A 23,874-nucleotide genomic window follows, 5' to 3' on the forward strand; every position below is an offset into this window, starting at 1 on the left:
GGCGCATTGATTTTCGGCCGACGGTCGGGGTGATCATATCGAACAAAGCGTATTTGTGCAATGCAGCAATTTGCGCGCGACGGACGCTCAAACTGTCATTAGATCATGCTACTGGCGATGCTGCCGCGCCGCTATCAGGGCTTGCCGCAGCCTTAAGTTGTGCCTCTCCGATGCCGTTATGAGGTGGCTGGCCGGTGGCCTCGGCCATTTTCTGCTCATGCTTCATCAGGTTCAAACCGGTGTGCACCAGCGCCACATGCGAAAACGCCTGCGGGAAATTGCCGACGAGGCGCTTCGCGGTGGGATCGTATTCTTCAGACAGCAAACCGACGTCGTTGCACAGCGCGAGCAGCCGTTCGTACATCGTATGGGCCTCATCGATGCGGCCTTGCAGCGCGAGGTTGTCCACCATCCAGAACGAGCACGCGAGGAAGGTGCCTTCTCCGGGCGGCAGGCCGTCGTCGTATTCAGTGGTGCGGTAGCGCATCACGAAGCCGTCACGCATCAGATCTTTTTCGATCGCCGCCACCGTGCCTTTGATGCGCGGATCGTCCGGCGGCAGGAAGCCGACCAGCGGCATCAGCAACACGCTCGCATCGAGCTGGTCGCTGCCGTAGAACTGCGAAAACGCGTTGAGCGCCGGATTCCAGCTGTTCGCGCACACCTCTGCGTGGATTTTCGCGCGGGTCGCGCGCCAATCGTCGAGCGGGCCGTCCAGCTTGAACTTTTCCGCCGACTGGATCGCGCGGTCGAAGGCGACCCACGCCATCACCTTCGAGAAGGTGAAATGCTGGGGTCCGCCGCGCGTTTCCCAGATGCCTTCGTCCGGTTCGAGCCAGATCGTGTCGAGGTGGCGGAGCAGCGCGCGTTGCACGTTCCACGCGGTGTCGTCCGCCTGCAGGCCGCCCACGCGCGCCAGATGCAGCGCGTTCATCACCTCGCCGTAAACGTCCAGTTGCCGCTGGCCGACCGCGTTGTTGCCGATCCGCACCGGTCGCGCGTCCTGATAGCCCGGCAGCCAGTCGATTTCGAACTCGGGCAGACGCCGTTCGCCGGCGATGCCGTACATGATCTGCAACTGGTCCGGCGCGCCGGCCATTACGCGGCCGAGCCAGGTGCGCCACGCGCGCGCTTCGTCGTAATAGCCGCCGCGCATCATCGCCAGCAGTGTGATGGTGGCGTCGCGCAGCCAGCAGTAGCGGTAGTCCCAGTTGCGCGCGCCGCCGAGCTGTTCCGGCAGCGAGGTGGTGGGCGCGGCGACGATTCCGCCGGTCGGTTCGTAGGCGAGCGCCTTCAGCGTGATCAGCGAGCGGCGGATCGGCTCGGCCCACTTGCCCCCGACGGTGCAGCGCGACGACCATTCGAGCCAGTGATTCTCGGTGCGCGCGAGCGCCGTGTACGGATCGCGCCCGGGCGGAATGCGCAGATGCGAGGCGGCGTAAGCCAGCGAAAACGGCACCCGCTCGCCTGCGGTGACGGTGAATTCCGCGACGGTCTTCATGTTCTCGCCGCGCAGTTCGACCGGCGTGCGCAGTACCGCGGTGTCCGGGCCGGCGATCGCCTTGATGCCGCTGTCGTGCTTCAGGCGGTCGACCCACGGAATCGAAAAGCCGTAATCGAAGCGCAGCACGAGTTCCATCCGCATGCGCACGGCGCCGCGTTTGCCCACCACGATCCGAACCATCTCCGACCAGCCGTTGCCCGGCGGCATGAAATCGATCAGCGTGACCGCGCCCTCGGGCGTGTCGAAATCGGTTTCGAGGATCAGGGTTTCGCCGCGATAACGGCGCGTGATCGTCGGCGGCGTGTCGCAGACCGGCGCAATCAGCCAGCGGCCGTTGTCGGGCGTGCCGAGCAGGGCGGCGAAGCAGGCGCCGGAGTCGAAGCGCGGCCAGCACAGCCAGTCGACGGAACCTTCGCGGGAGACGAGCGCAGCCGTGTGGCCGTCGCCGATGAGTGCATAGTCTTCGATGAGTGCGGGCATGGGGAGCGTGTCTCTAGTGCGCGCGGCCATGGCCGCTGCGCTTGGTGTCGTTGTTACTACCGGACTCGCGCGATGCGCTTTGGGTCAGCGCGCAATGAGGCAAAACGCGAGTTGGTAAATTGTCAAATCACTGCCTACAATCGGACTTCAACCTGCTGCGCCACGCCTTCCGCCTGGCGCATCGGTCTTGCCCCTAGCGCGTGCAGACGCCGTCTCGGAGGACAAAAGCCATGCTGAACCCGTCGAAATCCGATTGCATCACGATTCTCTCGGCCGCCAGCGAACTTGCCGACGATTCGATGTTGCCGCTCGACCCTAGCCGCCTCGGCCTGTCCCGCAACGGGATGCTGGCCGCCGCGGCCTTCCTGAGCGAACGGGCCTGCTTCCGCCATTACCGCGAACGTGACGGCCATTATGCCGTCGGCGCGCTGTCGCTGCAGGGGCGCCTGCGGCTCGAGCAGCTGTCGAACGGCTGACTATCCCGGAGGCGCGGGCTTCGGCCTCGCGCAGTTTGCCCGCGCAGTTTGCCCGCGCAGTTTGCCCGCGCAGTTTGCCCGCGCAGTTCGTCCGTAGTCTGCCCGCAGTCTGCCGCCAGGTGTTACAGCCAGGCTCCTCGTCACGGCAACCGTCACCGCGCGTGCCGTTCGTTTCGCTTCCTTCGCTTCTTTCCTATACCCGGCCGCGCTCATGCGGACCGGTCGCCGGGCTCGCACCGCTCCCGGCCGTCTATCCCTCGCTGCCGTCTGCCGCCGCTCAGAAGTGCGACGACCCCACGCCGAAGAGTCCAATGATGCCGATGATGATCAGATAGAGCGCGACGATGTAGTTCAACAGGCGCGGCATGACGAGAATCAGAATGCCGGCGATCAACGAAACGAGCGGGCCCAGGCTGAGTGTGACGTTCATGAAGACTCCGTGGTGTGAGACTCGATTGAGAAAACGACCTGTGAGGCGGGAACGATTGCTGCTCGTGCACACCGATAACCGGTAGCCGGATTGGCTGCATGATCCGGTGCAACGCTTTTATACTTGCGTCGACAACTACAGTGCTCGACCGGCGGCGCGGCAGACCAGAGACACATTACAACCGATTCAACCCAATAACCGATGTCCAGGAGGTCGTATGCTTCGTGGTGCCCCGGCCGCGGTGCGCGCCGTTTCAAGCTCTGCTTCGCCGTTACCGTCAACGGCAGGATTCGCCGGACGGCCGGCTCCTTTGCGCTCCGCCCGCTCGATCATAAAAGGTTTCGTGCTCATGGTCTCGATTGTTGCGTCGCATGCGTTTGCGCAAGATGCCGGTCCGGCTCCCGCCGACGGCGTCTATGACCTGCTGGTCGGCACTTATACGGGCAGCAAGAGCGAAGGACTCTACGTCTATCGCTTCGACACGAAGACCGGCGAGGCGACCCGCGTATCGGTCGCGCAGACGGTCAACCCGTCGTATCTGGTGGTCAGCCGTGACCGCCGCTTCGTGTACGCGGTCAACGAATTGCCCGGCGACAACGGCCCGGCGACGCAGCGCGGCGGCATCAGCGCATTCCGCTTCGACGCCGCGAGCGGCCAGCTGAGCTTCCTCAACAAGGTCTCGTCGGACGGCAATGATCCGTGCTATCTGAGCCTGTCGCCGGACGGCAAGTATCTGCTGAGCGCGAACTATTCGGTGGCCGCCGACCCGGGCGGCAGCTTCGCGGTGTTCCCGTTGCAGGCGGACGGCCAGGTCGGAGCCTCGGTGCTCACGGTGCATCACGAAGGCGGCGGTCCCGTGAAGGGCCGCCAGGACAACTCGCACGTGCATTCGACGGTGTTCTCGCCGGACGGCCGTTACCTGTTCGCGCAGGATCTCGGCGCCGACAAGCTGTACTCGTACCGCTACACGCCCGACGGCAGCCGCGGCCTGTTCGGCCCGACCGACTCGCGCTACACCCAGGAGAAGGCCGGCACCGGCCCGCGCCATCTGGTGTTCGGCGTCGACGGCAAGCATGCGTACCTGGCGAGCGAGCTTAACGCTACGGTCAGCACTTTCGAGTACAACGACGGCAAGCTTGCGCAAGTGCAGACGTTGCCGCTGACGGAGCCGGGCTTCAAGGGCGCGGTGGGCGCCGCGGCGATCCATCTGTCGCCGGATGGGCGCTTTCTGTATGCCTCCAATCGCGGCGATGCGAACGAGATCGTGATCTTCTCTGTCGACCCGGGCAACGGCCGCCTGAAGAAGATCGGGCATCAGTCGAGCCTCGGCAAGTCGCCGCGTGAATTCGCGATCGACCCGACCGGCAACTGGCTGATCGTCGGTAATCAGAACAGCGACACCGTGTACGTGTTCAGGCGCGATCAGCAGACCGGTTTGCTCGAGGCGAATCCGAAGCGCTTCGACATCGGCTCGCCGGTGGATTTCAAGCTGGTTTCGCCGTCATGAGGATTGGGTGACGCGTGTGATGTGAAGACACGCGTTGAATAAAAAACGGGCCGCTCGTAGCGGCCCGTTTTTTATGGCTGGCTTTGCTGCGGCTATTCAGCCGGTCCCGGTGCGAGCACTTCGCGGCTGCCGTTGATGCCCATTGCCGACACCAGGCCCGCTGTCTCCATCTGCTCGACGAGGCGCGCCGCGCGGTTGTAGCCGATGCGCAATTGCCGCTGCACCGACGAGATCGACGCGCGCCGCGTGCGCACCACGAAGGCGACGGCTTCGTCGTAGAGCGGATCGGCTTCGGCGTCCGGCGTTTCGCCGAACAGGTCCTGCGCCGCGCCGCCTTCGGTGGCCGGGCCGTCGAGAATGCCTTCCTCGTATTGCGGCTCGCCGAACTGCTTCAGATACTCGACGATCCGATGCACTTCCTCGTCGGCGACGAACGCGCCGTGCACACGCTGCGGGTAACCCGTGCCCGGCGGCAGGAACAGCATGTCGCCCTGGCCGAGCAGCGATTCCGCGCCCATCTGATCGAGAATCGTGCGTGAGTCGATCTTCGACGACACCTGGAACGCAACCCGCGTCGGAATGTTTGCCTTGATGAGGCCGGTGATCACGTCCACTGACGGCCGCTGCGTCGCGAGAATCAGGTGGATGCCGGCGGCGCGGGCCTTTTGCGCGAGCCGCGCGATCAGCTCTTCGATCTTCTTGCCCGCAACCATCATCAGGTCGGCCAGCTCGTCGATCACCACCACGATGAGCGGCAGGGGCGCGAGCGGCTCAGGCGCTTCGGGCGTGAGCGAGAACGGATTGCCGAGCTTCTTGCCCGTGGCTTCGGTGTCGCGGATTTTCTGGTTGAAACCGGCCAGATTGCGCACGCCGACCGCCGACATCAGGCGGTAGCGTTTTTCCATTTCGCCGACACACCAGTTCAACGCGTTGGCCGCCAGCTTCATATCGGTGACGACCGGCGCGAGCAGGTGCGGAATGCCTTCGTAGACCGACAGCTCCAGCATCTTCGGATCGATCATGATCAGGCGCACTTCGTCGGGCGTCGCCTTGAAGAGCAGCGAGCAGATCATCGCGTTGATCGCGACCGACTTGCCCGAACCGGTCGTGCCCGCGACCAGCATGTGCGGCGCCTTCGCCAGATCGGCGACCACCGGATGGCCGGTGATGTCCTTGCCCATCGCCAGCGTCAGCTGCGAATGCGAGTTCTGGTAGACGTTCGCTTCGAGAATTTCGGACAAGCGGATCGTCTGGCGCTTCGCGTTCGGCAACTCGAGGCCCATGCAGGTCTTGCCCGGAATCGTCTCGACTACGCGGATCGACGTGAGACCGAGGCCGCGCGACAGGTCCTTCATCAAGCCGACGATCTGGCTGCCGCGCACGCCGAGCGCCGGCTCGATTTCGAAGCGGGTAATGACCGGGCCGGCCGAGTGGCCGACCACCGTCACGGGCACTTTGAATTCCTGCAGGCGCTGCTCGATCAGGAGCCCGGTCTCGATGAGCTTTTCTTCGGAGACCGGTTCGACATCGGTGTCGGCACACGCGAGCAGATCGAGCGTGGGCAATTCGACCATCGACGCGGCGGGCGCGCGGAACTCGAAACCGTTGGTCGGGCTGTGGCCGCGCAGCGGCGCACGCGGGACTGCGGATTCGGCAGATTCGGCAGATTCGGCGGGCTCGGCCGCCGGTTCGGCCGCCGGTTCGGCGGTGAACGGCGCTGACGATGGCGCGGTTGACGCGATCGGCTCGGTCGTCGAAACGCCGGTCCGCTCCTCGGCGAAATCGTCAGTTGCTGCCGGTTCGGCTTGCGCCGCGAAGCCAGGGAAGCGGACAACGTTCGACGCGCGCGGCGCGCTTTGCGGCGATGCGGCAGCAGCCGCGTCCGATGTTTCCGGCATATCCGACAGGGCGGGGGAGTCCATCGGGTCGGCTTCGATTTGCGCGGCCGCGTCGCTCGCGTTCACGACGTGCAGCGATGGCATGGTGTGATGCGTGGCTGCGGTATCGCTCGACGCGGTGGCGCTGCTCACGCGTTGCGCACCTGCCGACGAAGCCGCGCCCAGCGGCGCGACGGCATCGATCCTGGTTTCCCAGGGCACCAGGGTTTTATCGATGACGACATCGGCGATCGGCGCCGCCGCGATGACAGGTGCTTGCGTCTGGATCGGCTCGTTCCGCTCGATATGCGCCGCCGGGGTGCTTGCGCTGCCCGGAGCTCCGATCTGCGGCGAAGCGGCAGACGTAGGCTGTCCTGCGTGCGCTGCGTTTGCAGCATCCTCGGCTGCGGCGGTAGCAACATTCGACGTTGTCACTGGCGAAGGCGCAGCCGACTGATGTAACGTTCGCGCAGGTTCAGCATGCGCGTTTGCGTTGCTTCCGGTTTGCACCGCGCTCGGCGCCGAGTTGTTTTCTACGGGGGGCGGCGCTTCTGTCTGCGCGTCGGACGCATAGGGTTCAGCCGCAAAGGCCTGAGCCGGCGCGACGGCGGTGACCGGTGCCGCAGTGAAGGCTTCGACAGGAGCAAACGCGGGAGCCGGCGAAACCGTCGTCACCGTCGCCGTTTCCACGCCGGTGCTGCGCGCGAGACTTACACCGGCGAGATCGGTCCAGCGCGCGGCGTTTTCCTCGATGCTGCGAAGGGTTTCCTGCACGCTGGCGGGCGGCGTGACCGGCTGCGTCGTCGCCATAGGCCGCGTGTAACTGGGCGCCGGCGAGTTGAGCGGAGCCGGACGGCGCGCAACCGGTGTCGCGGCGAGGTTCGCCCGCGGGGTGGCCGCGAACGTTTGCCCGGCGGACGTGGGCCGGCTGCCTGAAGACACGGCGCTTGCAGCGCCCGGCAGCGCGGACGGACGGTTCACTCCGGAAGTGGAACCTGCAGCCGCATTCGCTGCGGTCCCTGAAACTGTTCGCGCGGCATTCATCGCTTGCGACGCGTGTGCCGCAACGGCCGGCGCGACTGCTGCGCCGGCCAGGCCTGCCGCACCCGCGCCAATGCCGATGGAACCCGCCGGCCGTTGCTCCCCGGCCGGGCGCCGGCCCATCTGCGAGCCGCCATCGCGAGCTGGGGCCGCGCGCGATCCCGCTCCCGATGCCGTCGAGGATGCCGGGCCGCGGGGCGCCGCTGCCGGATCGCGCAACCATCCGGCCGGCGCAACCGGCTCGGCGGGCATCCATGCCGCGGTCCTGTCCTGGTTCAGCGCTTGTCTCGTTACCGGCGCCTGGTGCGGCGGCGTTCCGGACGACGTCCGCGCTGCCGGCTCGGCTTGCTGTGTCTGGCTGCGCGGCTTCACACCGCCGGCGCGCCAGGTCGCCCCGGCGCCGTGCGCCGCTGCGTCCTTGCCTGCCGAAGCCACACCCGTCACACCCGTCACACCCGCTGCCCCCGCCGCAGCCGCAGCCGTGCCGCGCCCGCTCGCCGGCGGCCGCCAGACGGTCGGGCGTGCATAACGTCCGGTGCGTCCGTTGTTTTTGGGCGCCATCGTATTGGCGGACGGCGAAACGTGCGACGGCAAACCGTCATCGACGCTGCGATGGCGGCGCGCTTCCTCGTCGCGTTTGGCGAGGCCGCGCGACAGGCCGAGGCCGAACGCGCCGTCGGCCCATACCGCGACGTCGCGCCAGCGGAAGTCGAGCAGCCAGGGCAAGCTGATCGCCAGCAGCGCGAGCGCCGCGAGCGGCGTGCCGATATGGCCGAGCAGATGACCGAAGCCAGCCGCCAGCGCATGTCCGGCACCATTGACGCCCACCGCGCCGATCAGCGACGCCTCCAGCGTGCAGCTCGCCACCATCACGCAGACAAAGCCGAGCCAAAGGCGGATCGTGCCGGGGCCGCGCAAACCTGCGCCGCCCGGCAGCGCCGACTTCACGAGGCGCCACAAAAGAGGAATGAACCAGATGGCCGACCCGCCGAACCAGCCGAAAACTACCGTGTGCATGCTAGACATCAACGAATGACGGACGCGTAAAAACGCAATCCGTCGAGTTTAAACCGGCGAAGCCCGATGCTTCGAAGGCAGACGCAAGTTTGCTTGCGTCCAGTGGGAAAGCAGACCGGCGCGCGGCCTGCCGTCGATAAAAAACAACGGCTGCCGCGACAACCGGTACGCGTCACGCGGACAGCAGCGGCGGCAAGCAGGCCGCCGTACCGTCCGGACCGCATGGCCCGGACCGCATGGTCCAGACCGAATGGCAAAGACCGAATGGCAAAGACCGAATGGTCCAGACCGAATGGCCCAGACCGAATGGTCCAGTCATTTTGCGCTGCGGTCGAACGTCAGCGTGTCGCCGTTATCGAGCACCAGCTGCATCTGCTGCGGCTCGCGCATTTGCACGCCGGTACGGTCGATGTGCGCGAGCGCGTTGAGATACGCGCCTTCGATCTGTCCGCCCGGCGTCATGCACGCCATGCGCGTGCCGCCCAGCGTGCCGAAGCTCAGCTTGCCGTCTTTCAGCGTGTACGAGCCCATGTAGCGGTTGCAGCCGGAAAAACCGCTGGCGTGGCGCTGGCCTTTGTCAGTGGACAGCACGAGCGTGATCGGCGCGCCCTGAGCCGCGGGCGGAACCGCGCGCGCCGTGCCGTCGGCCTGCTTCCAGCCCGAGAGCACCCAGCCGGTGTCGTCGAGCAGTTGCGTCGCGGCCGGGTTGAACGGGTCGGGCGGCGCGGCTTCCGAGTCGGGATGTTTCGGCATCGCGCAGGCGCTGCACAGCGCAGCCACGCTCAACGCGGCGACGGCGGTGCGCGCATGAGCACGCAGGCAAGTACGCAGCCAAATACGCAGATAAGCACGCAGCGGCGGACCGGCCGGCGTGACGGCACGGCGGCTGGTCGCTGCATGGGCCGCGCGCGGCGCAGGCGGCGCGACTTGCGACGTGGCCCGGGACGCTGCGGACAACGTGGACGACGGCGTTGCAGGCTGCGCTGCCGTCGACGGCGCACAACACGTTGCGATGAAGCGCGCAACACGTCGCGCGGAGGAGCTTTGGAGCATGGCGTCGTTCCTCTTCAAACTGGCGAAGGCGTAAGGGTAACGCACTAAGCTCGCCGCACGCGAGCGCAACGGCGTGCCGAGGGCGCCGCAGCGCTGTCGCGCGCCTTGCGCGCAGACTGCGCTGCGGCCGGCGAGCGAGGCGCGGCGAGGGATGATGTCGGGGTGTGCATCGGGGTGCGCATCGGGGTGTGCATGTTAACATCGTGTTCCACTCAATCCCACCCTCATCCGACTTTTATCTGGAGACCCCATGCAGATCGGCCAACGGATCGGCACACCGCTTTCTGAATCCGCCACGCGCGTTATGCTGCTCGGCGCCGGCGAGCTCGGCAAGGAAGTGATCATCGCGCTGCAACGGCTGGGCGTCGAAGTGATCGCGGTCGACCGTTACCCGAACGCGCCGGGCCACCAGGTCGCGCACCGCTCGCACGTGATCGACATGACCGACCGCGCCGCGTTGCGCGCGCTGGTCGAACAGGAACGCCCGCATCTGATCGTCCCCGAGATCGAAGCGATCGCCACCGACGCGCTCGCCGCGATCGAAACCGACGGTCTCGCCGAAGTGATCCCGACCGCGCGCGCCACGCAACTGACGATGAACCGCGAAGGCATCCGGCGTCTCGCCGCCGAAGACCTCGGCCTGCCGACCTCGCCGTACGCGTTCGCCGATTCGCTCGACGAATTGCGCGCGGGCATCGCCAAGGTCGGCTACCCGTGTGTGGTGAAGCCGGTGATGTCGTCGTCGGGCAAGGGGCAGTCGGTGCTGAAGAGCGACGCCGACGTCGAACCCGCCTGGCAATACGCGATGGCCGGCGGCCGTGTGAATCATGGCCGCGTGATCGTCGAAGGTTTTATCGACTTCGAATACGAAATTACCCAGCTGACCGTGCGCGCGATCGATCCGGCGAGCGGCGAAGTCGATACCTATTTCTGCGATCCGATCGGCCACGTGCAAGTGGCGGGCGACTACGTCGAGTCGTGGCAGCCGCAGCCGATGAGCCCGCTCGCGCTCGAACGCTCGCGCGAAGTGGCGCACAAAGTGACTGCGGCATTGGGCGGCAGGGGCCTGTTCGGCGTGGAACTTTTTGTACGCGGCGATGACGTATGGTTCTCGGAAGTCAGCCCGCGTCCGCACGATACGGGTCTCGTCACGCTGTGCTCGCAGCGCTTTTCGGAGTTCGAGTTGCATGCGCGCGCGATCCTCGGTTTGCCGGTGGATATTTCGCTGCGCGCGCCGGGGGCGTCGGCGGTGATTTACGGCGGTCTGGACGAAGCAGGCATTGCTTTCGAAGGTGTCGCGGCGGCGTTGGCGGTGCCGAATGCGGATCTGCGCCTCTTCGGCAAGCCGGAGAGTTTCGTCAAGCGTCGCATGGGCGTGGCGCTCGCCACCGGCGAGAACATCGACGAAGCGCGCTCGCGGGCGAAGCAGGCTGCGGCGGCGGTGCATCCGGTTTCCGCGAAGTAACGCGTGCCGAAGCGCGCCGGACCGTATCGACATGCAATGAAGTAACCCGCGCGCTTTGCAAACCCGCAGCGCGCGAATCCTGAATTGTTGAAGTAGAGGTAGGTATGGTCCTGGAATCCCGCAAGAATACGCGGCGTGGGACGTTTGGCCGGCTTGGCGCACTCGGCGTACTGCTCGCGCTGTGTGCCGGGATGACCGGGTGCGGCCTTGCTGCCGCGCCGTGCCGGGTCGCCTCGGCGGGTTTGAAGATCGTGCCGCTGGTCGGTCACGTCGCCGCTGCGCCGACCGATGCGTGCGCCGACGTGATCGATCCATAAGGCGGGCCCGATCGGCGATTCATCAGCGATTCAGCAGCGGGCCGTGGGCGGCCCGGAAGCGCTCCGCCAGCGTGCCGCCCATGCATGATGCGCAACAACAATCGAGGCGTCCGATGAAGAAATGGCTTGTTGCAGTAACCGCGGCGGTGAGTTTCGCGGCGCTGTACGGCAACGCATGGGCCGCGCCATTGCGGCTCGCCGAGATTCAGACCCAAAACCGGCAAACGCAGAAATACACCTGCGCGACCGGCAAGATCCTGCAAGTGACATACTGGAACGCGGCGAACGGCCAGAGCTTCGCACTCGTGCCGGTGAAGGGCCAGCAACTGCTCTTCGTCAACACCATGTCGGCCTCCGGCGCGAAGTATCAGGCCGGCAGCTACACGTGGTGGACCAAAGGCCCGCGCGCCGACCTGTACGACGCAATGGACGGCGAAAACGCGCCGCCTGTGCTGTCCGACTGCATCACTCTCAATCGCTGAGCATGACGTGGCGGCTTCTTTACCGTGCCGCCGCTTGCCTCGTCTGACCTTCTGCATCGCGGTATCGCCCGCCTGCGCACATCTTTTCCGTTCGAGTAGTAAGCTGTCCGGCATGGCATTCGCTATATCCGACCGTGCCCCGCAGTGCCCCGCTGTGCCCTGCAGACCATGCCGCGCTTTGCCGGCGCGGCGGCCGTCTTCGATCATCGTCCGTTCCCGGACCTCAACGCGCGGGCTGATGGCCCGCGTCGTTTCGTCAAGCGAGACCCTCCATGAAAGCATCGGACCTGTTCGTCAAATCGCTGGAAGCCGAAGGTGTCGAGTATGTGTTCGGTATCCCCGGTGAAGAAAATCTCGATCTGCTCGAATCGCTGCGCCGCTCGAAAATCCGTCTGATCCTCACGCGTCACGAGCAGGCGGCCGGTTTCATGGCCGCCACTTATGGGCGCCTCACCGGACGCACCGGTGTGTGTCTCGCCACCCTCGGGCCCGGCGCGACCAATTTCGTGACCGCCGCCGCGTACGCGCAGCTGGGCGGCATGCCGATGCTGATGGTGACCGGGCAAAAGCCGATCAAGTCGAGCAAGCAGGGGCATTTCCAGATCGTCGACGTGGTGCGGATGATGGAGCCGCTCACCAAATACACGCGGCAGATCGTGTCGATCGCCAACATTCCGGCGGCGGTGCGCGAGGCGGTCCGCCAGGCCGAGGAAGAGCGGCCCGGCGCCACGCATCTGGAGTTGCCCGAAGACGTCGCGCACGAAGAGGGCGACGGCAAGCCGATTCCGAAGAGCTACAGCCGCCGTCCGGTCGCCGAGGAAAAAGCGGTCGCGCGCGCGGTCGAGGCGATCACCAACGCGAAGCACCCGTTGCTGATGATCGGCGCGGGCGGCAATCGCAAGACCACCACGCGGATGCTGCGCGAATTCGTCGACCAGATCGGCATTCCATTCTTCACGACGCAGATGGGCAAGGGCGTGATCGACGAATCGCATCCGATGTGGCTCGGCAACGCCACGCTCTCGGACGGCGACTTCGTGCATCGCGCGATCGACCACGCGGACTGCATCATCAACGTCGGCCACGACGTGATCGAGAAGCCGCCGTTCTTCATGCGCAGCGGCGAAGCGGGTGAGAAGACCGTGATTCATGTGAACTTCCTGGGTGCGGAAGTCGATACGGTGTATTTCCCGCAAATCGAAGTGGTCGGCGATATCGCCAACGCGGTGTGGCAGCTGAAGGAAAGTCTCAAGGAGCGTAAGGAACATTGGGATTTCACGCGCTTCAAGGAGATCAAGCAGCACTTCGAAGAGCACCTGGTGAAGGGCCAGCACGACGACCGCTTTCCGATGTATCCGGTGCGGATCGTCAACGACGTCTACGAGACCACGCCGGTGGACGGCATCGTGTGTCTGGACAACGGCATGTACAAGATCTGGTTCGCGCGCTACTACCGCGCGCACGAACCGAATTCGCTGCTGCTCGACAATGCGCTGGCTTCGATGGGCGCCGGTTTGCCTTCGGCGATCGCGACCAGGATCGTGCATCCGGATCGCAAGGTGATGGCCGTCTGCGGCGACGGCGGCTTCATGATGAATTCGCAGGAGCTCGAGACGGCGGTGCGCCTCAAGCTCGATCTGGTGATCCTGATTCTGCGCGACGACGCGTTCGGCATGATCCGCTGGAAGCAGGAGAACATGAATTTCCCCGACTACGGCATGACGCTGCGCAACCCCGATTTCGTCGCGTATGCGCAGAGTTATGGGGCGATCGGGCATCGGGTCGAGTCGGCGGCGGACTTCGCGCCGTTGCTGCGCGAATGTTTCGCGACACCCGGTGTGCACGTCATCGACGTGCCGATCGATTACTCGGACAACGAGCGCGTGCTCAATCGCGAGATCAAGCGGCTGAGCGCGCAACTGTAAGTGGCACGCACGCGGCAGACGGGCAGCGCGGGTCCGCGCGGTAAGCGTAGTAGGCGTAGTAAGCGGACCCGAGGTGGCAGGGCATGGCCCTTGCTGGCTGCATCGCTGCTGACCATGCATCGGATCAAGGAGAACGCGTCATGTTGCAGAAGACTTACCCGTACTACCTCGCCAACGAAGCGGTGGCCGCCAACACCGATCTCGAAGTCACCGACAAATTCAGCGGCGAAGTGGCGACTCGCGTCGCGATGGCCGACGCGGCCGCCATCGACAAGGCGATCGGTTATGCCGTCGACGCGTTGCCCGGCTTGCGCGCGTTTCCACCCTTCAAGCGCCAGGCCGTGCTGGAACACTGTGTGAAGCGCTTTCGCGAGCGTTACGACGAACTGGCGCTCGCGCTGTGTATCGAAGCCGGCAAGCCGATCAACGACTCGAAAGGCGAAGTCACGCGGCTGATCGATACGTTCAAGGTGGCGGCCGAAGAGTCGGTGCGCATTGACGGCGAGATCGTCAATCTGGAGATTTCACCGCGCGCGAAGGGCTATCACGGCTATGTGAAGCGCGTGCCGATCGGTCCGTGCTCGTTCATATCGCCGTTCAATTTTCCGTTGAATCTGACCGCGCATAAGGTTGCGCCGGCGATCGCCGCGGGCGTGCCGTTCGTGCTGAAACCCGCGAGCCGCACGCCGGTCGGCGCGCTGATCATGGGCGAGATTCTGGCGGAAACGGACTTGCCGAAAGGCGCATTCTCGATCCTTCCCGCGCATCGGGATGGCGCGGATCTGTTCACAACCGACGAGCGTTTCAAGCTGCTGTCGTTCACCGGTTCGCCGGCGGTCGGCTGGGAGCTGAAGAAGAAGGCCGGCAAGAAGAAGGTGATTCTGGAGCTGGGCGGCAACGCGGCGGCGATCGTCGACGGCGATCAGGGCGGCAAGCTCGATTACGTGGTCGACCGGCTTGCGTTCGGCGCGTTCTACCAGTCGGGGCAGAGTTGCATCGGCGTGCAGCGGATACTGGTGCATGCGAAGGTTTACGACGCGCTGCGCGAAAAACTGATCGCGAAGACGAAGTCGCTGGTGATGGGCGATCCGAAAGACGAAAAGACCTTTGTCGGGCCGATGATCTCCGAGTCGGAATCCAGGCGCCTTGCCGGCTGGATGGAAAGCGCGGTGCAGGCGGGCGCGAAAATCGTCGCGGGCGGCAAGGTCGAGGGCGCGATGTTCGAGGCGACGCTGCTCGAGGGCGTGAAGCGCGACACCGATCTGTATCGCAAGGAAGCCTTTGGCCCAGTGGCGATGCTGGAGCGTTTCGACGATTTCGACGCGGCGCTGGCTACTGTCAACGACAGCGACTTCGGCCTGCAAGCCGGCGTGTTCACCGACTCGCTCGCGCATGCGCATCGCGCGTGGGACGTGCTCGAAGTGGGCGGCGTGGTGATCAACGACGTGCCGTCGTTCCGGGTCGACAACATGCCGTATGGCGGCGTGAAGGATTCGGGGCTGGGGCGCGAGGGCGTGCGCTACGCGATCGAGGATATGACCGAGATGCGGTTGATGGTGATGCGCGAGACGTGGTGACGGGTGAGGTGGTGCGCGGCGGCGATGTCGTTAGCGCGCGGGGCCTACGGACGCAGTTTGTGCGCCGGAATCCACCCCCGAGCCGGTTACTGGCGTCGGGCGGCAGGGCGGGCGCGGCATAGCTGCTGTCACGCAACTGTCGTCTGCACGAACTACGCTGCCAGCGAGGCGCCCCGTGCCGGGTTGCGATCCGCCAAAGCCTGCCCGGACGGCCGGTTGACCGGGGCGCCCGGGCAGCTTTCGCCGGCGTAGGCAGAAAGCCGGCACATGCGCCATGAGTGTTTTTGCTGAAGTGCTACAATACCGGCCTTTCCGGCGGGTGTTTCCGCCGGCCGGAGCCGGCCGCATTTTTTCCCGCAATACCGACGGGTCCCGTGCGGAACGCCGTGGCTCCGCCTTCATCCTGATGCCCTCTGCGGTTCCGACCGCTGCCGCGCGCACGCGCCAAGCGCATTTTTAGCGAAAGCCACCATGTCCGACACAGCCGTCACGCCCAGCACTGAGACTTTTGATCAATTCGGTCTCGCGCCCGACATCCTGAAAGCCGTCAAAGAATCGGGCTACACCACGCCTACGCCGATCCAGGCGCAGGCGATTCCCGTCGTGCTGGCCGGGCGTGACGTCATGGGCGCCGCGCAAACCGGCACCGGCAAGACGGCCAGCTTCTCGCTGCCGATCATCCAGCGCTTGCTGCCGCAGGCCAGCACGAGCGCGTCGCCCGCCCGCCATCCGGTGCGCGCGCTGATCCTCACGCCGACCCGCGAACTGGCCGACCAGGTCGCCGCGAACGTGCAGGCGTATGCCAGGCACACGGCGCTGCGCAGCGCCGTGGTGTTCGGCGGCGTCGATATGAATCCGCAATCCGAGCAACTTCGCCGCGGCGTCGAAATCCTGATCGCCACGCCAGGCCGTTTGCTCGATCACGTGCAACAGAAAACCGCCAACCTCGGCCAGGTGCAGATCCTCGTGCTCGACGAAGCTGACCGGATGCTCGACATGGGCTTCCTGCCCGATCTGCAGCGCATCCTGAACCTGCTGCCGAAGGAGCGTCAGACGCTGCTGTTTTCGGCCACGTTCTCGGGCGAAATCAAGAAGCTCGCGGCCACTTATCTGCGCAATCCTCAGACGATCGAAGTCGCGCGCAGCAATTCGACTGCGACCAATGTGACGCAGATCGTTTATGAAGTCGCCGAAGGCGACAAGACCGGCGCGGTGGTGCAACTGATTCGTGAACGCGGCCTCAAGCAGGTGATCGTGTTCTGTAACAGCAAGATTGGCGCAAGCCGTCTGGCGCGTAGTCTGGAGCGCGATGGCGTGGTCGCTACTGCGATTCACGGCGACCGCACGCAGAATGAGCGGATGCAGGCTTTGGACGCTTTCAAGCGTGGCGAGATCGAGGCGCTGGTCGCTACTGACGTGGCGGCGCGTGGGTTGGATATTGTCGAGCTGCCTGCTGTTATCAATTTCGATCTGCCGTTCAATGCGGAAGATTATGTGCACCGGATCGGGCGCACCGGGCGTGCTGGCGCTTCCGGCGATGCTTTGTCGTTGTGCAGCCCGAATGAGCGTAAGCAGCTCGCCGATATCGAGAAGCTGATCAAGCGGCCGCTGGATGTGCAACGCTTGACTGTCGATACGCCGGTGCGGCATCACCATGAAGAGCGGGCGCCGCGGCGTGAGCGCGAAGGGCGCGATGAGCGGCCGGGGCGCCGCCGTTCCGGGGCCGCTTCTTCGGCTTCGTTCGATCGGCCGCATCATCATCGCGCTCAGCCTGTGGATGATTTCTTCCTCAAGCCGTATGAGCCGTCGCCTTCTTCCGTTCGGAAAGTCGAAGAGGCTGCCGCGTCTGCGGCTCCGCAGAAGTCGTCGTCCAAGCAGCCGTTGGCTGCGCTGTTGGGTGGGTTTGGGATGCAGAGAAAGTCTTCTTCCTGATTTTTTATCTGCTCTTTGGCCTAAGCGGGATCCTCGCGCCGGCACGGTAGTGGCACATCTGGAATCTGTGTTCTATTTTCCCGTTTTGCGCACACCCATTCGCTGTGCCCATGCCGACGTTGCGGCAGCATAAAAGCCTTCTAGCGTCGCGTGCCCGGCGCTCCCTGACTCCAGTCCGAGATGCCGTGCGGCTGCGCTGAGCGCTTCAAGCGGTTTTTCAGCATCCAGCGCGATTGCGCCGTTTTGCTTGCTGAGCTTTTCACCCTGGTCGTTCGTGACGACCGGCACATGCAGGTACTCGGGCGTCGGCACGCCGAGGCAGCGCTGCAAGTAAATCTGCCGCGCCGTCGAATCCATCAGGTCCGCGCCTCGTACGATGTGCGTCATGCCCGCGTCGGCGTCGTCCACCACCACCGCCAGTTGGTACGCCCACTGGCCGTCCGCTCGCTTCAACACGAAATCACCGACCTCGGTGGCCAGATTCTGTGTCTGCGTGCCCTGCCAACGGTCTTCGAATGCAATCACCGCCGCGTCGCCGTCCGGCACGCGCAAACGCCATGCGCGCGCAGGTTTGCCATGCAGGCCGTCGCGGCACGTGCCGGGGTACGCGAGTGTGGTGTTGCGCGCGTGCGCATGCAATAACGAATCGGCAATCTCCTTGCGCGTGCAGCCGCACGGGTAGATCAAGCCGGTAGCCTTCAGCTGCTCCAATGTTTCCTGATACCGTGCGATGCGCCGGCTTTGCCAGACCGGCGGCTCGTCGGCGTGCATGCCGAAACGCTCGAGCGTGGCGAGTATGTCTTCGGCGGCGCCTGGAACAGTGCGCGGAGCGTCGATGTCTTCGATGCGCACGAGCCATGCGCCGCCATGCGCACGCGCGTCCAGCCAGCTTGCGAGCGCGCTTGCCAGCGAGCCGGAATGCAACGGCCCCGTAGGAGATGGCGCAAAGCGTCCGCGATAAGTCATGGGTTTGACGGGTGGATTATTGCGCGCAAGGGCGTGCGTTCATCACGCGGCGCGCGCAGCCTTGCTGTCCGGATGGCATTCCGGACACGTCTTGCCCGCCACATACAACGGCGATTGCTGCGCTTCCGGTGTCACCACCGCGCGGCAGCCGAAGCATTGCACGGTCGCGGTCGGTTCCAGTTGCGGATTGAGCGCGGTGCGATAGTCGAACACGAAGCAGTCGCCGTGGTAATGCGCGCCGCCCACTTCCTCGAAATACTTCAGGATGCCGCCTTCGAGCTGATACACGTTCCCGATGCCGACTTCCTTCATATGGATCGCGGCCTTCTCGCAACGAATCCCGCCGGTGCAGAAGGACACGACCGTCTTGCCCTCGAGGTCGGCACGGTTTTGCTCGATGACTTCGGGAAAGTCGCTGAATTTCGTAATGCGGTAGTCGAGCGCGTCGTCGAAGGTGCCGACGTCCACTTCGAACGCGTTGCGCGTGTCGAGCATCACGACCGGCCGGCCTTCGTCGTCGTGGCCGCGGTCGAGCCAGGTTTTCAGCGTGGGTGCGTCGACGAACGGCGCGCGGCCGAGTTCCGGCCGGATCGCCGGCTTTTTCATCGTGATGATCTCGCGCTTGAGCTTGACCAGCATGCGGCGAAACGGCTGCTTTTCCGACAGGCTTTCCTTGAATTGCAGATTCGCGAACTTGCCCTCGAACAGCGGATCGTGGCGGATGTAGTCGATAAACGCGTCCGCGGCGCCGCGCGTGCCGGCGACGAACAGATTAATGCCTTCCGGCGCCAGCAGCACGGTGCCGCGCAAGCCGAGCGCGTTGCAGCGCTCGGTGACGAAAGGCCGCCATGCGGCTGTGTTTTCGATAGTCGCGAAGTGATACGCGGCGAGATTGACGATGCTCATGTTTGTCCAGCGGTAAAAAGCGGCCAGCGGCGTGAGAACGGCGCGTATTGAGCCGCCGTGTGGCGCGGCCACGTCGAAAGGGCGAAACCCGTATTATCCCTCAAGCCGGCGCTTCGACCGACTCGGCCGAACGGCCAGCCTGTTGCGGCAGCGCAAATCGCGCACGATTTTGGGCCGAGTTGGCGCCCGACGTACGCCTTCGAGCGATCGAGGCGCACAGATTGCGCACGTCGTTCAAACCCGTTGTTCAAACCGTTCCCCGCCGCCGGACGCCGGCGCGCGGTGCTCACGCATTTAGCCCCTGGGCCGAACGGCTAACGCGCGGGTTTGGCCTGAAAACTCCAGTAGGGTGGAGTTACAATGTCGCCCATGTCAGATCCTCGCTTCGTTCATCTCCGCGTTCACTCCGAATTCTCGATTGCCGATGGCATCGTGCGCCTCGACGACATCGTCAAGGCCGCCGCCAAAGACGGTCAGGGCGCGCTCGCCCTCACCGATCTCGGCAACGCGTTCGGCCTCGTCCGTTTCTACAAGGAAGCCCGTGGCAAAGGGGTCAAACCCATTGCCGGCTGTGACGTCTGGATCACCAATCCGGACGACCGCGAAAAGCCCTCGCGCCTGCTGCTGCTGGTCAAAGACCGCCGTGGCTATCTGAATCTGTGCGAGCTGCTCAGCAAGGCTTCGCTCACGAACCAGTATCGCGGCCGCGCGGAAGTCGAAGCCGGCTGGCTCGAAACCGGTCTGGGTGAAGGCCTGCTCGCGTTGTCCGGCGCACAGCAGGGCGACGTCGGTCTGGCGTTGGCCGCCGGTAACGAAGAAGCGGCAAAGCGCAACGCGCTGCACTGGGCGAAGGTGTTTCCGAACGGCTTCTATATCGAGTTGCAACGCTGCGGCCAGCCGGGCGGCGAGCAGTACGTGCAGCAGGCGGTGGCGCTCGCGGCGTCGCTGAAACTGCCGGTGGCCGCCACGCACCCGATGCAGTTCATGACGCCGGACGATTTCACCGCGCACGAAGCGCGCGTGTGTATTTCCGAAGGCGACATTCTGGCGAATCCGCGCCGCTCGAAACGCTTTACAGCCGAGCAGCATTTCCGCACGCAGGACGAGATGACCGCGCTGTTCGCGGACATTCCGTCGGCGCTCGCCAATACTGTCGAAATCGCCAGGCGCTGCAACCTGACGCTCGAACTCGGCAAGCCGAAGCTGCCGCTGTTCCCGACGCCCGACGGCATGTCGCTAGACGACTACCTCGTGCATCTGTCGAAGGAAGGCCTGGAGAAGCGGCTCGAGCAGTTGTACCCGGATCAGGCGGAACGCGACGCGCAGCGCGAAACGTACTACAAACGCCTCGAATTCGAGTGCGGCACGATCGTCAAGATGGGCTTTCCGGGCTACTTCCTGATCGTTGCGGACTTCATCAACTGGGCGAAGAACAATGGTGTGCCGGTCGGTCCGGGCCGGGGTTCGGGCGCGGGTTCGCTGGTCGCGTATGCGCTCGGCGTGACCGACCTCGATCCGCTGCGCTACAACCTGCTGTTCGAACGGTTCCTGAATCCGGAGCGGGTCTCGATGCCAGACTTCGACATCGACTTCTGCCAGCACGGCCGCGATCGCGTGATTCAGTACGTGAAGGACAAGTACGGTGCGGACGCCGTGTCGCAGATCGCCACGTTCGGCACGATGGCGGCGAAGGCTGCGGTGCGCGACATCGGCCGCGTGCTCGATCTGGGCTATATGTTCACGGACGGCATCGCCAAGCTGATTCCGTTCAAGCCGGGCAAGCACGTCACCATCGCCGACGCGATGAAGGAAGAGCCGCTCTTGCAGGAGCGCTTCGACAACGAAGACGAAGTGCACCAGTTGCTCGAACTCGCGCAGCGCGTGGAAGGCCTGACGCGTAACGTCGGCATGCACGCGGGCGGTGTGCTGATCGCGCCAGGCAAGCTGACCGATTTCTGCCCGCTTTACACCCAGGGCGACGAGAGCGGCGTCGTGAGCCAGTACGACAAGGACGACGTCGAAGCCGTCGGCCTGGTGAAGTTCGACTTTCTGGGCCTGACCACGCTGACGATTCTCGACTGGGCCGAGCGCTATATCCGCCGCCTCGATCCGTCGAAGAAAGACTGGTCGCTCGCGCAAGTGCCGCTCGACGATCCGGCGTCGTTCTCGATCCTGAAGAAAGCGAACACGGTCGCCGTGTTCCAGCTGGAAAGCCGCGGCATGCAGGGCATGCTGAAAGACGCCCAGCCTGACCGCTTCGAGGACATCATCGCGCTGGTGGCGTTGTATCGTCCGGGTCCGATGGACCTGATTCCGAGCTTCTGTGCGCGTAAGCACGGCCGCGAAATGGTCGAGTATCCCGATCCGCGCGTCGAGCCCATCCTGAAAGAGACCTACGGCATCATGGTCTATCAGGAGCAGGTGATGCAGATGGCGCAGATCATCGGCTGCTACTCGCTCGGCGGCGCAGACTTGCTGCGTCGCGCGATGGGTAAGAAGAAGGCCGAGGAAATGGCCGAGCACCGCGCGTTGTTCCGCGAAGGTGCCGCGAAAAACGGCCTGAGTGCCGAGAAAGCCGACGAAATCTTCGACTTGATGGAGAAGTTCGCGGGCTACGGCTTCAACAAGTCGCACGCGGCTGCCTATGCGCTGCTCGCGTACCACACCGCATGGCTGAAGGCGCACCATCCGGCCGAATTCATGGCAGCCAATATGTCGCTCGCCATGGACGACACGGACAAGGTCAAGATTCTGTTCGAAGACTGCCTCACGAACGGGATGAAGGTGTTGCCGCCGGACGTCAACCAGTCGGCGTACCGTTTCGAACCGGTCGCGGAAGCGGACGGCAAGCGCTCGAAAACGATCCGTTACGGTCTCGGCGCGATCAAGGGCAGCGGCCAGAACGCGATCGAAGAAATCCTGCGCGCGCGCGAAGAAGGTCCGTTCATCGACATCTTCGATTTCTGCAATCGGATCGACCGCCGGATCGTCAATCGCCGGACGGTGGAAGCATTGATCCGCGCCGGCGCCTTCGACACGTTGCATGCGAATCGCGCGCAGCTGATCGCGTCGGTGTCGCTGGCGATGGAAGCCGCCGAGCAGGCGAGCGCCAACGCCATGCAGGCGGGTCTGTTCGACATGGGCGACGCGCCGTCGCAAGGTCATGAACTGGTCGACGAACCGGAATGGCCGGAAAAGAAGAAGTTGCAGGAAGAGAAGGCCGCGCTCGGCTTCTACCTGTCGGGCCATCTGTTCGATGCGTACAAGGACGAAGTGCGCCGTTTCGTGCGTCAGAAAATCGGCGATCTGAAGGAAGGGCGCGACAAGCTGGTGGCGGGCGTGATCGCGTCGCTGCGCACGCAGATGACCCAGCGCGGCAAGATGCTGATCGCGCTGCTCGACGACGGCACCGGTCAATGCGAAGTGACCGTCTTCAACGAGACCTTCGAAGCGCACAAGCCGCTGTTCAAGGAAGACGAACTGCTGGTCGTGCAGGGCCAGGCGCGTAATGACGCGTTCACGGGCGGCATCCGCTTCACCGTCGACACGGTGATGGACCTCGGCCGCGCGCGTTGCCGTTACGCGGAAGCCGTCAAGGTGCAGATGAACGGCAATGCGGACGCATCGGCGTTGCGGCGTGTGCTCGAAGCGCATAGCGCGGGCAAGGACGAGCCGCAAGCAGCCGCGGCGCCCGCTGCGTCAGCGCGGAGCGGCGGTGGAGGCGGTGGCCGGAACGGCGGCGGCTATGGCGGCGGTGATGGCCGCCAACGCCAGGCTGTCCAGATCCCGAACGGGCTTGCTGTGCAAGTGGTCTATCGCAGTGAGAATGCGCAAGGGGAAATGCGTCTGGGCGACGCATGGCGCGTGAAACCTACCGACGAACTGCTGGCTGCATTGCGCGGCGAGTTCGCGGGAAGTTCGATCGAAATCGTCTATTGATGCCGGGCGGGCGGAGTCGCCCGCGGCTTGTCCCCCAGTCGCGCCAGCTTCAAAAACCGGTAGTACACCGTTTCCGCATTGAACACCGCGATCATGAATCCGGCGCGGCCGTCGAGAAACCCGCGCCGCAAGATGTAAGTCCGCACGAACGCCCACAGGCCGCGACCCACGGCCTTGCCGAAACTGCCGCGCTTGCCTGCTGCGTGACGCTGCTTCGCGCCTGCCGTCGAATACGTGTCGAGCTTGCGTAATACGCCCTCGAAGTCTTCGTACGAGTAGTGCATCAGCTTGCCGGCCAGGCGCTGCGCCGGCGTGTCGAACACCAGGCGCTCGTGCACGAGGTCGTCGGAAAAACGCGCCGCGCCGCGCTTGAACAGACGCGGAATCCAGTCCGGATACCAGCCGCTGTGATGAATCCAGTGGCCGCAGAAGCTCGACAGGCGATCCACCGCGTAGACCTCGGCGGTGGGCGCGGCAAGTGCCGCGCGGATTGCCGCGGCAAGTTCCGGCGAGACGATTTCGTCGGCGTCGATCGAGAGTACCCAGGTGGTGGTCAGCTGATCGAGCGCGCGGTTTTTTTGCGGACCGAAGCCGGGCCAGTCGGTTTGTTCGAGGACGCGGGCGCCGTGTGCGCGGGCGATCTCGGCCGTGCCATCGGTGCTGCCGCCGTCGATCACGACAATCTGATCGGCGAAGGCCACGGCTTGCAGGCATTCGGCCAGCCGAGCCGCCGCGTTTTTGGTGATGATGGCGACGCCGAGGGTGGTTTCTTGCATACCTGAATTGCGTGGTGGGTGCAGAGTGACGGAATAGGTCGCGCAAGTATACACAGCACGGTGTACGACGCAGCGCGTGCGGCCGGACACGTCCGCACGCCGACAGCGGCCCTGTACCATCCGGCTGGTTCATCACCGCCGGCCGCGCGATCCCTAACCGTTTACAATGCCGTATTTGATTTTTCGCGTGGCGGACATTCCGTC

The 23,874-nt window shown here is 64.7% G+C and carries 16 protein-coding genes; 9 read left to right on the plus strand and 7 right to left on the minus strand.

The annotated features are described in order from the left end of the window. Nucleotides 1-103: 103 nt before the first annotated feature. Complete coding sequence (locus AC07WT_RS05270) at nucleotides 104-1,984, minus strand: glycoside hydrolase family 15 protein (RefSeq protein WP_494946302.1); 1,881 nt, start codon at nucleotides 1,982-1,984, stop codon at nucleotides 104-106. Between the two features lie 230 nt (nucleotides 1,985-2,214). Here AC07WT_RS05270 and AC07WT_RS05275 point away from each other — a divergent pair, with 230 nt between their 5' ends. Next, nucleotides 2,215-2,460 (plus strand): hypothetical protein, encoded by a 246-nt coding sequence (locus tag AC07WT_RS05275; RefSeq protein WP_492595430.1) that lies wholly within the window; start codon nucleotides 2,215-2,217, stop codon nucleotides 2,458-2,460. A gap of 277 nt (nucleotides 2,461-2,737) precedes the next feature. Here AC07WT_RS05275 and AC07WT_RS05280 read toward each other — a convergent pair whose 3' ends face one another. Further along, nucleotides 2,738-2,890, minus strand: a complete 153-nt coding sequence (locus AC07WT_RS05280) for a DUF3096 domain-containing protein (RefSeq protein WP_115104110.1) — start codon at nucleotides 2,888-2,890, stop codon at nucleotides 2,738-2,740. A gap of 349 nt (nucleotides 2,891-3,239) precedes the next feature. Here AC07WT_RS05280 and AC07WT_RS05285 point away from each other — a divergent pair, with 349 nt between their 5' ends. Further along, on the plus strand, nucleotides 3,240-4,397 hold the full coding sequence (locus AC07WT_RS05285; RefSeq protein WP_494946303.1) for a lactonase family protein: 1,158 nt from the start codon (nucleotides 3,240-3,242) through the stop codon (nucleotides 4,395-4,397). A 92-nt stretch (nucleotides 4,398-4,489) separates the two neighbouring features. Here the strand turns inward: AC07WT_RS05285 and AC07WT_RS05290 are convergent, their stop codons facing one another. Further along, nucleotides 4,490-8,332: an FtsK/SpoIIIE family DNA translocase gene (locus tag AC07WT_RS05290; protein WP_494946304.1), complete on the minus strand. Its 3,843-nt coding sequence runs from the start codon at nucleotides 8,330-8,332 to the stop codon at nucleotides 4,490-4,492. 315 nt (nucleotides 8,333-8,647) lie between these two features. After that, complete coding sequence (locus AC07WT_RS05295; RefSeq protein WP_494948381.1) at nucleotides 8,648-9,175, minus strand: META domain-containing protein; 528 nt, start codon at nucleotides 9,173-9,175, stop codon at nucleotides 8,648-8,650. A gap of 460 nt (nucleotides 9,176-9,635) precedes the next feature. Between AC07WT_RS05295 and purT the strand changes: the two genes are divergently transcribed. From purT to AC07WT_RS05325, 6 genes are all read left to right on the plus strand, one after another. Continuing rightward, nucleotides 9,636-10,850: a formate-dependent phosphoribosylglycinamide formyltransferase gene (gene purT / locus AC07WT_RS05300; protein WP_492595433.1), complete on the plus strand. Its 1,215-nt coding sequence runs from the start codon at nucleotides 9,636-9,638 to the stop codon at nucleotides 10,848-10,850. 104 nt (nucleotides 10,851-10,954) lie between these two features. Next, a complete protein-coding gene (locus AC07WT_RS05305) occupies nucleotides 10,955-11,167 on the plus strand; it encodes a DUF6726 family protein (protein ID WP_492595434.1) in 213 nt (70 codons plus the stop codon). Nucleotides 11,168-11,280: 113 nt separating this feature from the next. Beyond that, nucleotides 11,281-11,649, plus strand: coding sequence for an MliC family protein (locus AC07WT_RS05310; protein ID WP_494946305.1), 369 nt, complete (start codon nucleotides 11,281-11,283; stop codon nucleotides 11,647-11,649). Nucleotides 11,650-11,921: 272 nt separating this feature from the next. Then, entirely contained in the window at nucleotides 11,922-13,574 is a 1,653-nt protein-coding gene (locus AC07WT_RS05315) for an acetolactate synthase large subunit (RefSeq protein ID WP_492595436.1), read from the plus strand. 140 nt (nucleotides 13,575-13,714) lie between these two features. Next, a complete protein-coding gene (locus AC07WT_RS05320; protein ID WP_494946306.1) occupies nucleotides 13,715-15,151 on the plus strand; it encodes an aldehyde dehydrogenase family protein in 1,437 nt (478 codons plus the stop codon). 471 nt (nucleotides 15,152-15,622) lie between these two features. Continuing rightward, on the plus strand, nucleotides 15,623-17,083 hold the full coding sequence (locus tag AC07WT_RS05325; protein ID WP_494946307.1) for a DEAD/DEAH box helicase: 1,461 nt from the start codon (nucleotides 15,623-15,625) through the stop codon (nucleotides 17,081-17,083). Between the two features lie 72 nt (nucleotides 17,084-17,155). Here AC07WT_RS05325 and gluQRS read toward each other — a convergent pair whose 3' ends face one another. Both gluQRS and AC07WT_RS05335 read right to left on the minus strand, forming a co-directional pair. Then, entirely contained in the window at nucleotides 17,156-18,049 is an 894-nt protein-coding gene (gene gluQRS / locus AC07WT_RS05330; RefSeq protein ID WP_494946308.1) for a tRNA glutamyl-Q(34) synthetase GluQRS, read from the minus strand. 42 nt (nucleotides 18,050-18,091) lie between these two features. Beyond that, the gene (locus AC07WT_RS05335; protein WP_494946309.1) at nucleotides 18,092-18,955 is read right to left on the minus strand and encodes a sulfurtransferase; all 864 of its coding nucleotides are present in this window, start codon (nucleotides 18,953-18,955) and stop codon (nucleotides 18,092-18,094) included. Between the two features lie 360 nt (nucleotides 18,956-19,315). Here AC07WT_RS05335 and dnaE point away from each other — a divergent pair, with 360 nt between their 5' ends. Then, nucleotides 19,316-22,894 carry a DNA polymerase III subunit alpha gene (gene dnaE / locus AC07WT_RS05340; RefSeq protein ID WP_494946310.1) on the plus strand — a complete coding sequence of 1,193 codons (3,579 nt, stop codon included), beginning with the start codon at nucleotides 19,316-19,318 and terminating at the stop codon, nucleotides 22,892-22,894. On the opposite strand, the gene AC07WT_RS05345 is transcribed toward dnaE, so the two are convergent. Beyond that, nucleotides 22,888-23,670 carry a glycosyltransferase family 2 protein gene (locus AC07WT_RS05345; RefSeq protein ID WP_494946311.1) on the minus strand — a complete coding sequence of 261 codons (783 nt, stop codon included), beginning with the start codon at nucleotides 23,668-23,670 and terminating at the stop codon, nucleotides 22,888-22,890. The genes dnaE and AC07WT_RS05345 overlap by 7 nt on opposite strands. Nucleotides 23,671-23,874 lie beyond the last annotated feature (204 nt).

The sequence above is a fragment of the Paraburkholderia sp. GW821-FHT02A12 genome (genome assembly GCF_059422005.1).

Bases quoted from the DNA above. Each gene is read 5' to 3' on its own strand.
- AC07WT_RS05270 (WP_494946302.1), bottom strand. From the start codon at position 1,984: ATGCCCGCACTCATCGAAGACTATGCACTCATCGGCGACGGCCACACG.
- AC07WT_RS05275 (WP_492595430.1), top strand. From the start codon at position 2,215: ATGCTGAACCCGTCGAAATCCGATTGCATCACGATTCTCTCGGCCGCC.
- AC07WT_RS05280 (WP_115104110.1), bottom strand. From the start codon at position 2,890: ATGAACGTCACACTCAGCCTGGGCCCGCTCGTTTCGTTGATCGCCGGC.
- AC07WT_RS05285 (WP_494946303.1), top strand. From the start codon at position 3,240: ATGGTCTCGATTGTTGCGTCGCATGCGTTTGCGCAAGATGCCGGTCCG.
- AC07WT_RS05290 (WP_494946304.1), bottom strand. From the start codon at position 8,332: ATGCACACGGTAGTTTTCGGCTGGTTCGGCGGGTCGGCCATCTGGTTC.
- purT (WP_492595433.1), top strand. From the start codon at position 9,636: ATGCAGATCGGCCAACGGATCGGCACACCGCTTTCTGAATCCGCCACG.
- AC07WT_RS05305 (WP_492595434.1), top strand. From the start codon at position 10,955: ATGGTCCTGGAATCCCGCAAGAATACGCGGCGTGGGACGTTTGGCCGG.
- AC07WT_RS05310 (WP_494946305.1), top strand. From the start codon at position 11,281: ATGAAGAAATGGCTTGTTGCAGTAACCGCGGCGGTGAGTTTCGCGGCG.
- AC07WT_RS05315 (WP_492595436.1), top strand. From the start codon at position 11,922: ATGAAAGCATCGGACCTGTTCGTCAAATCGCTGGAAGCCGAAGGTGTC.
- AC07WT_RS05320 (WP_494946306.1), top strand. From the start codon at position 13,715: ATGTTGCAGAAGACTTACCCGTACTACCTCGCCAACGAAGCGGTGGCC.
- AC07WT_RS05325 (WP_494946307.1), top strand. From the start codon at position 15,623: ATGTCCGACACAGCCGTCACGCCCAGCACTGAGACTTTTGATCAATTC.
- gluQRS (WP_494946308.1), bottom strand. From the start codon at position 18,049: ATGACTTATCGCGGACGCTTTGCGCCATCTCCTACGGGGCCGTTGCAT.
- AC07WT_RS05335 (WP_494946309.1), bottom strand. From the start codon at position 18,955: ATGAGCATCGTCAATCTCGCCGCGTATCACTTCGCGACTATCGAAAAC.
- dnaE (WP_494946310.1), top strand. From the start codon at position 19,316: ATGTCGCCCATGTCAGATCCTCGCTTCGTTCATCTCCGCGTTCACTCC.
- AC07WT_RS05345 (WP_494946311.1), bottom strand. From the start codon at position 23,670: ATGCAAGAAACCACCCTCGGCGTCGCCATCATCACCAAAAACGCGGCG.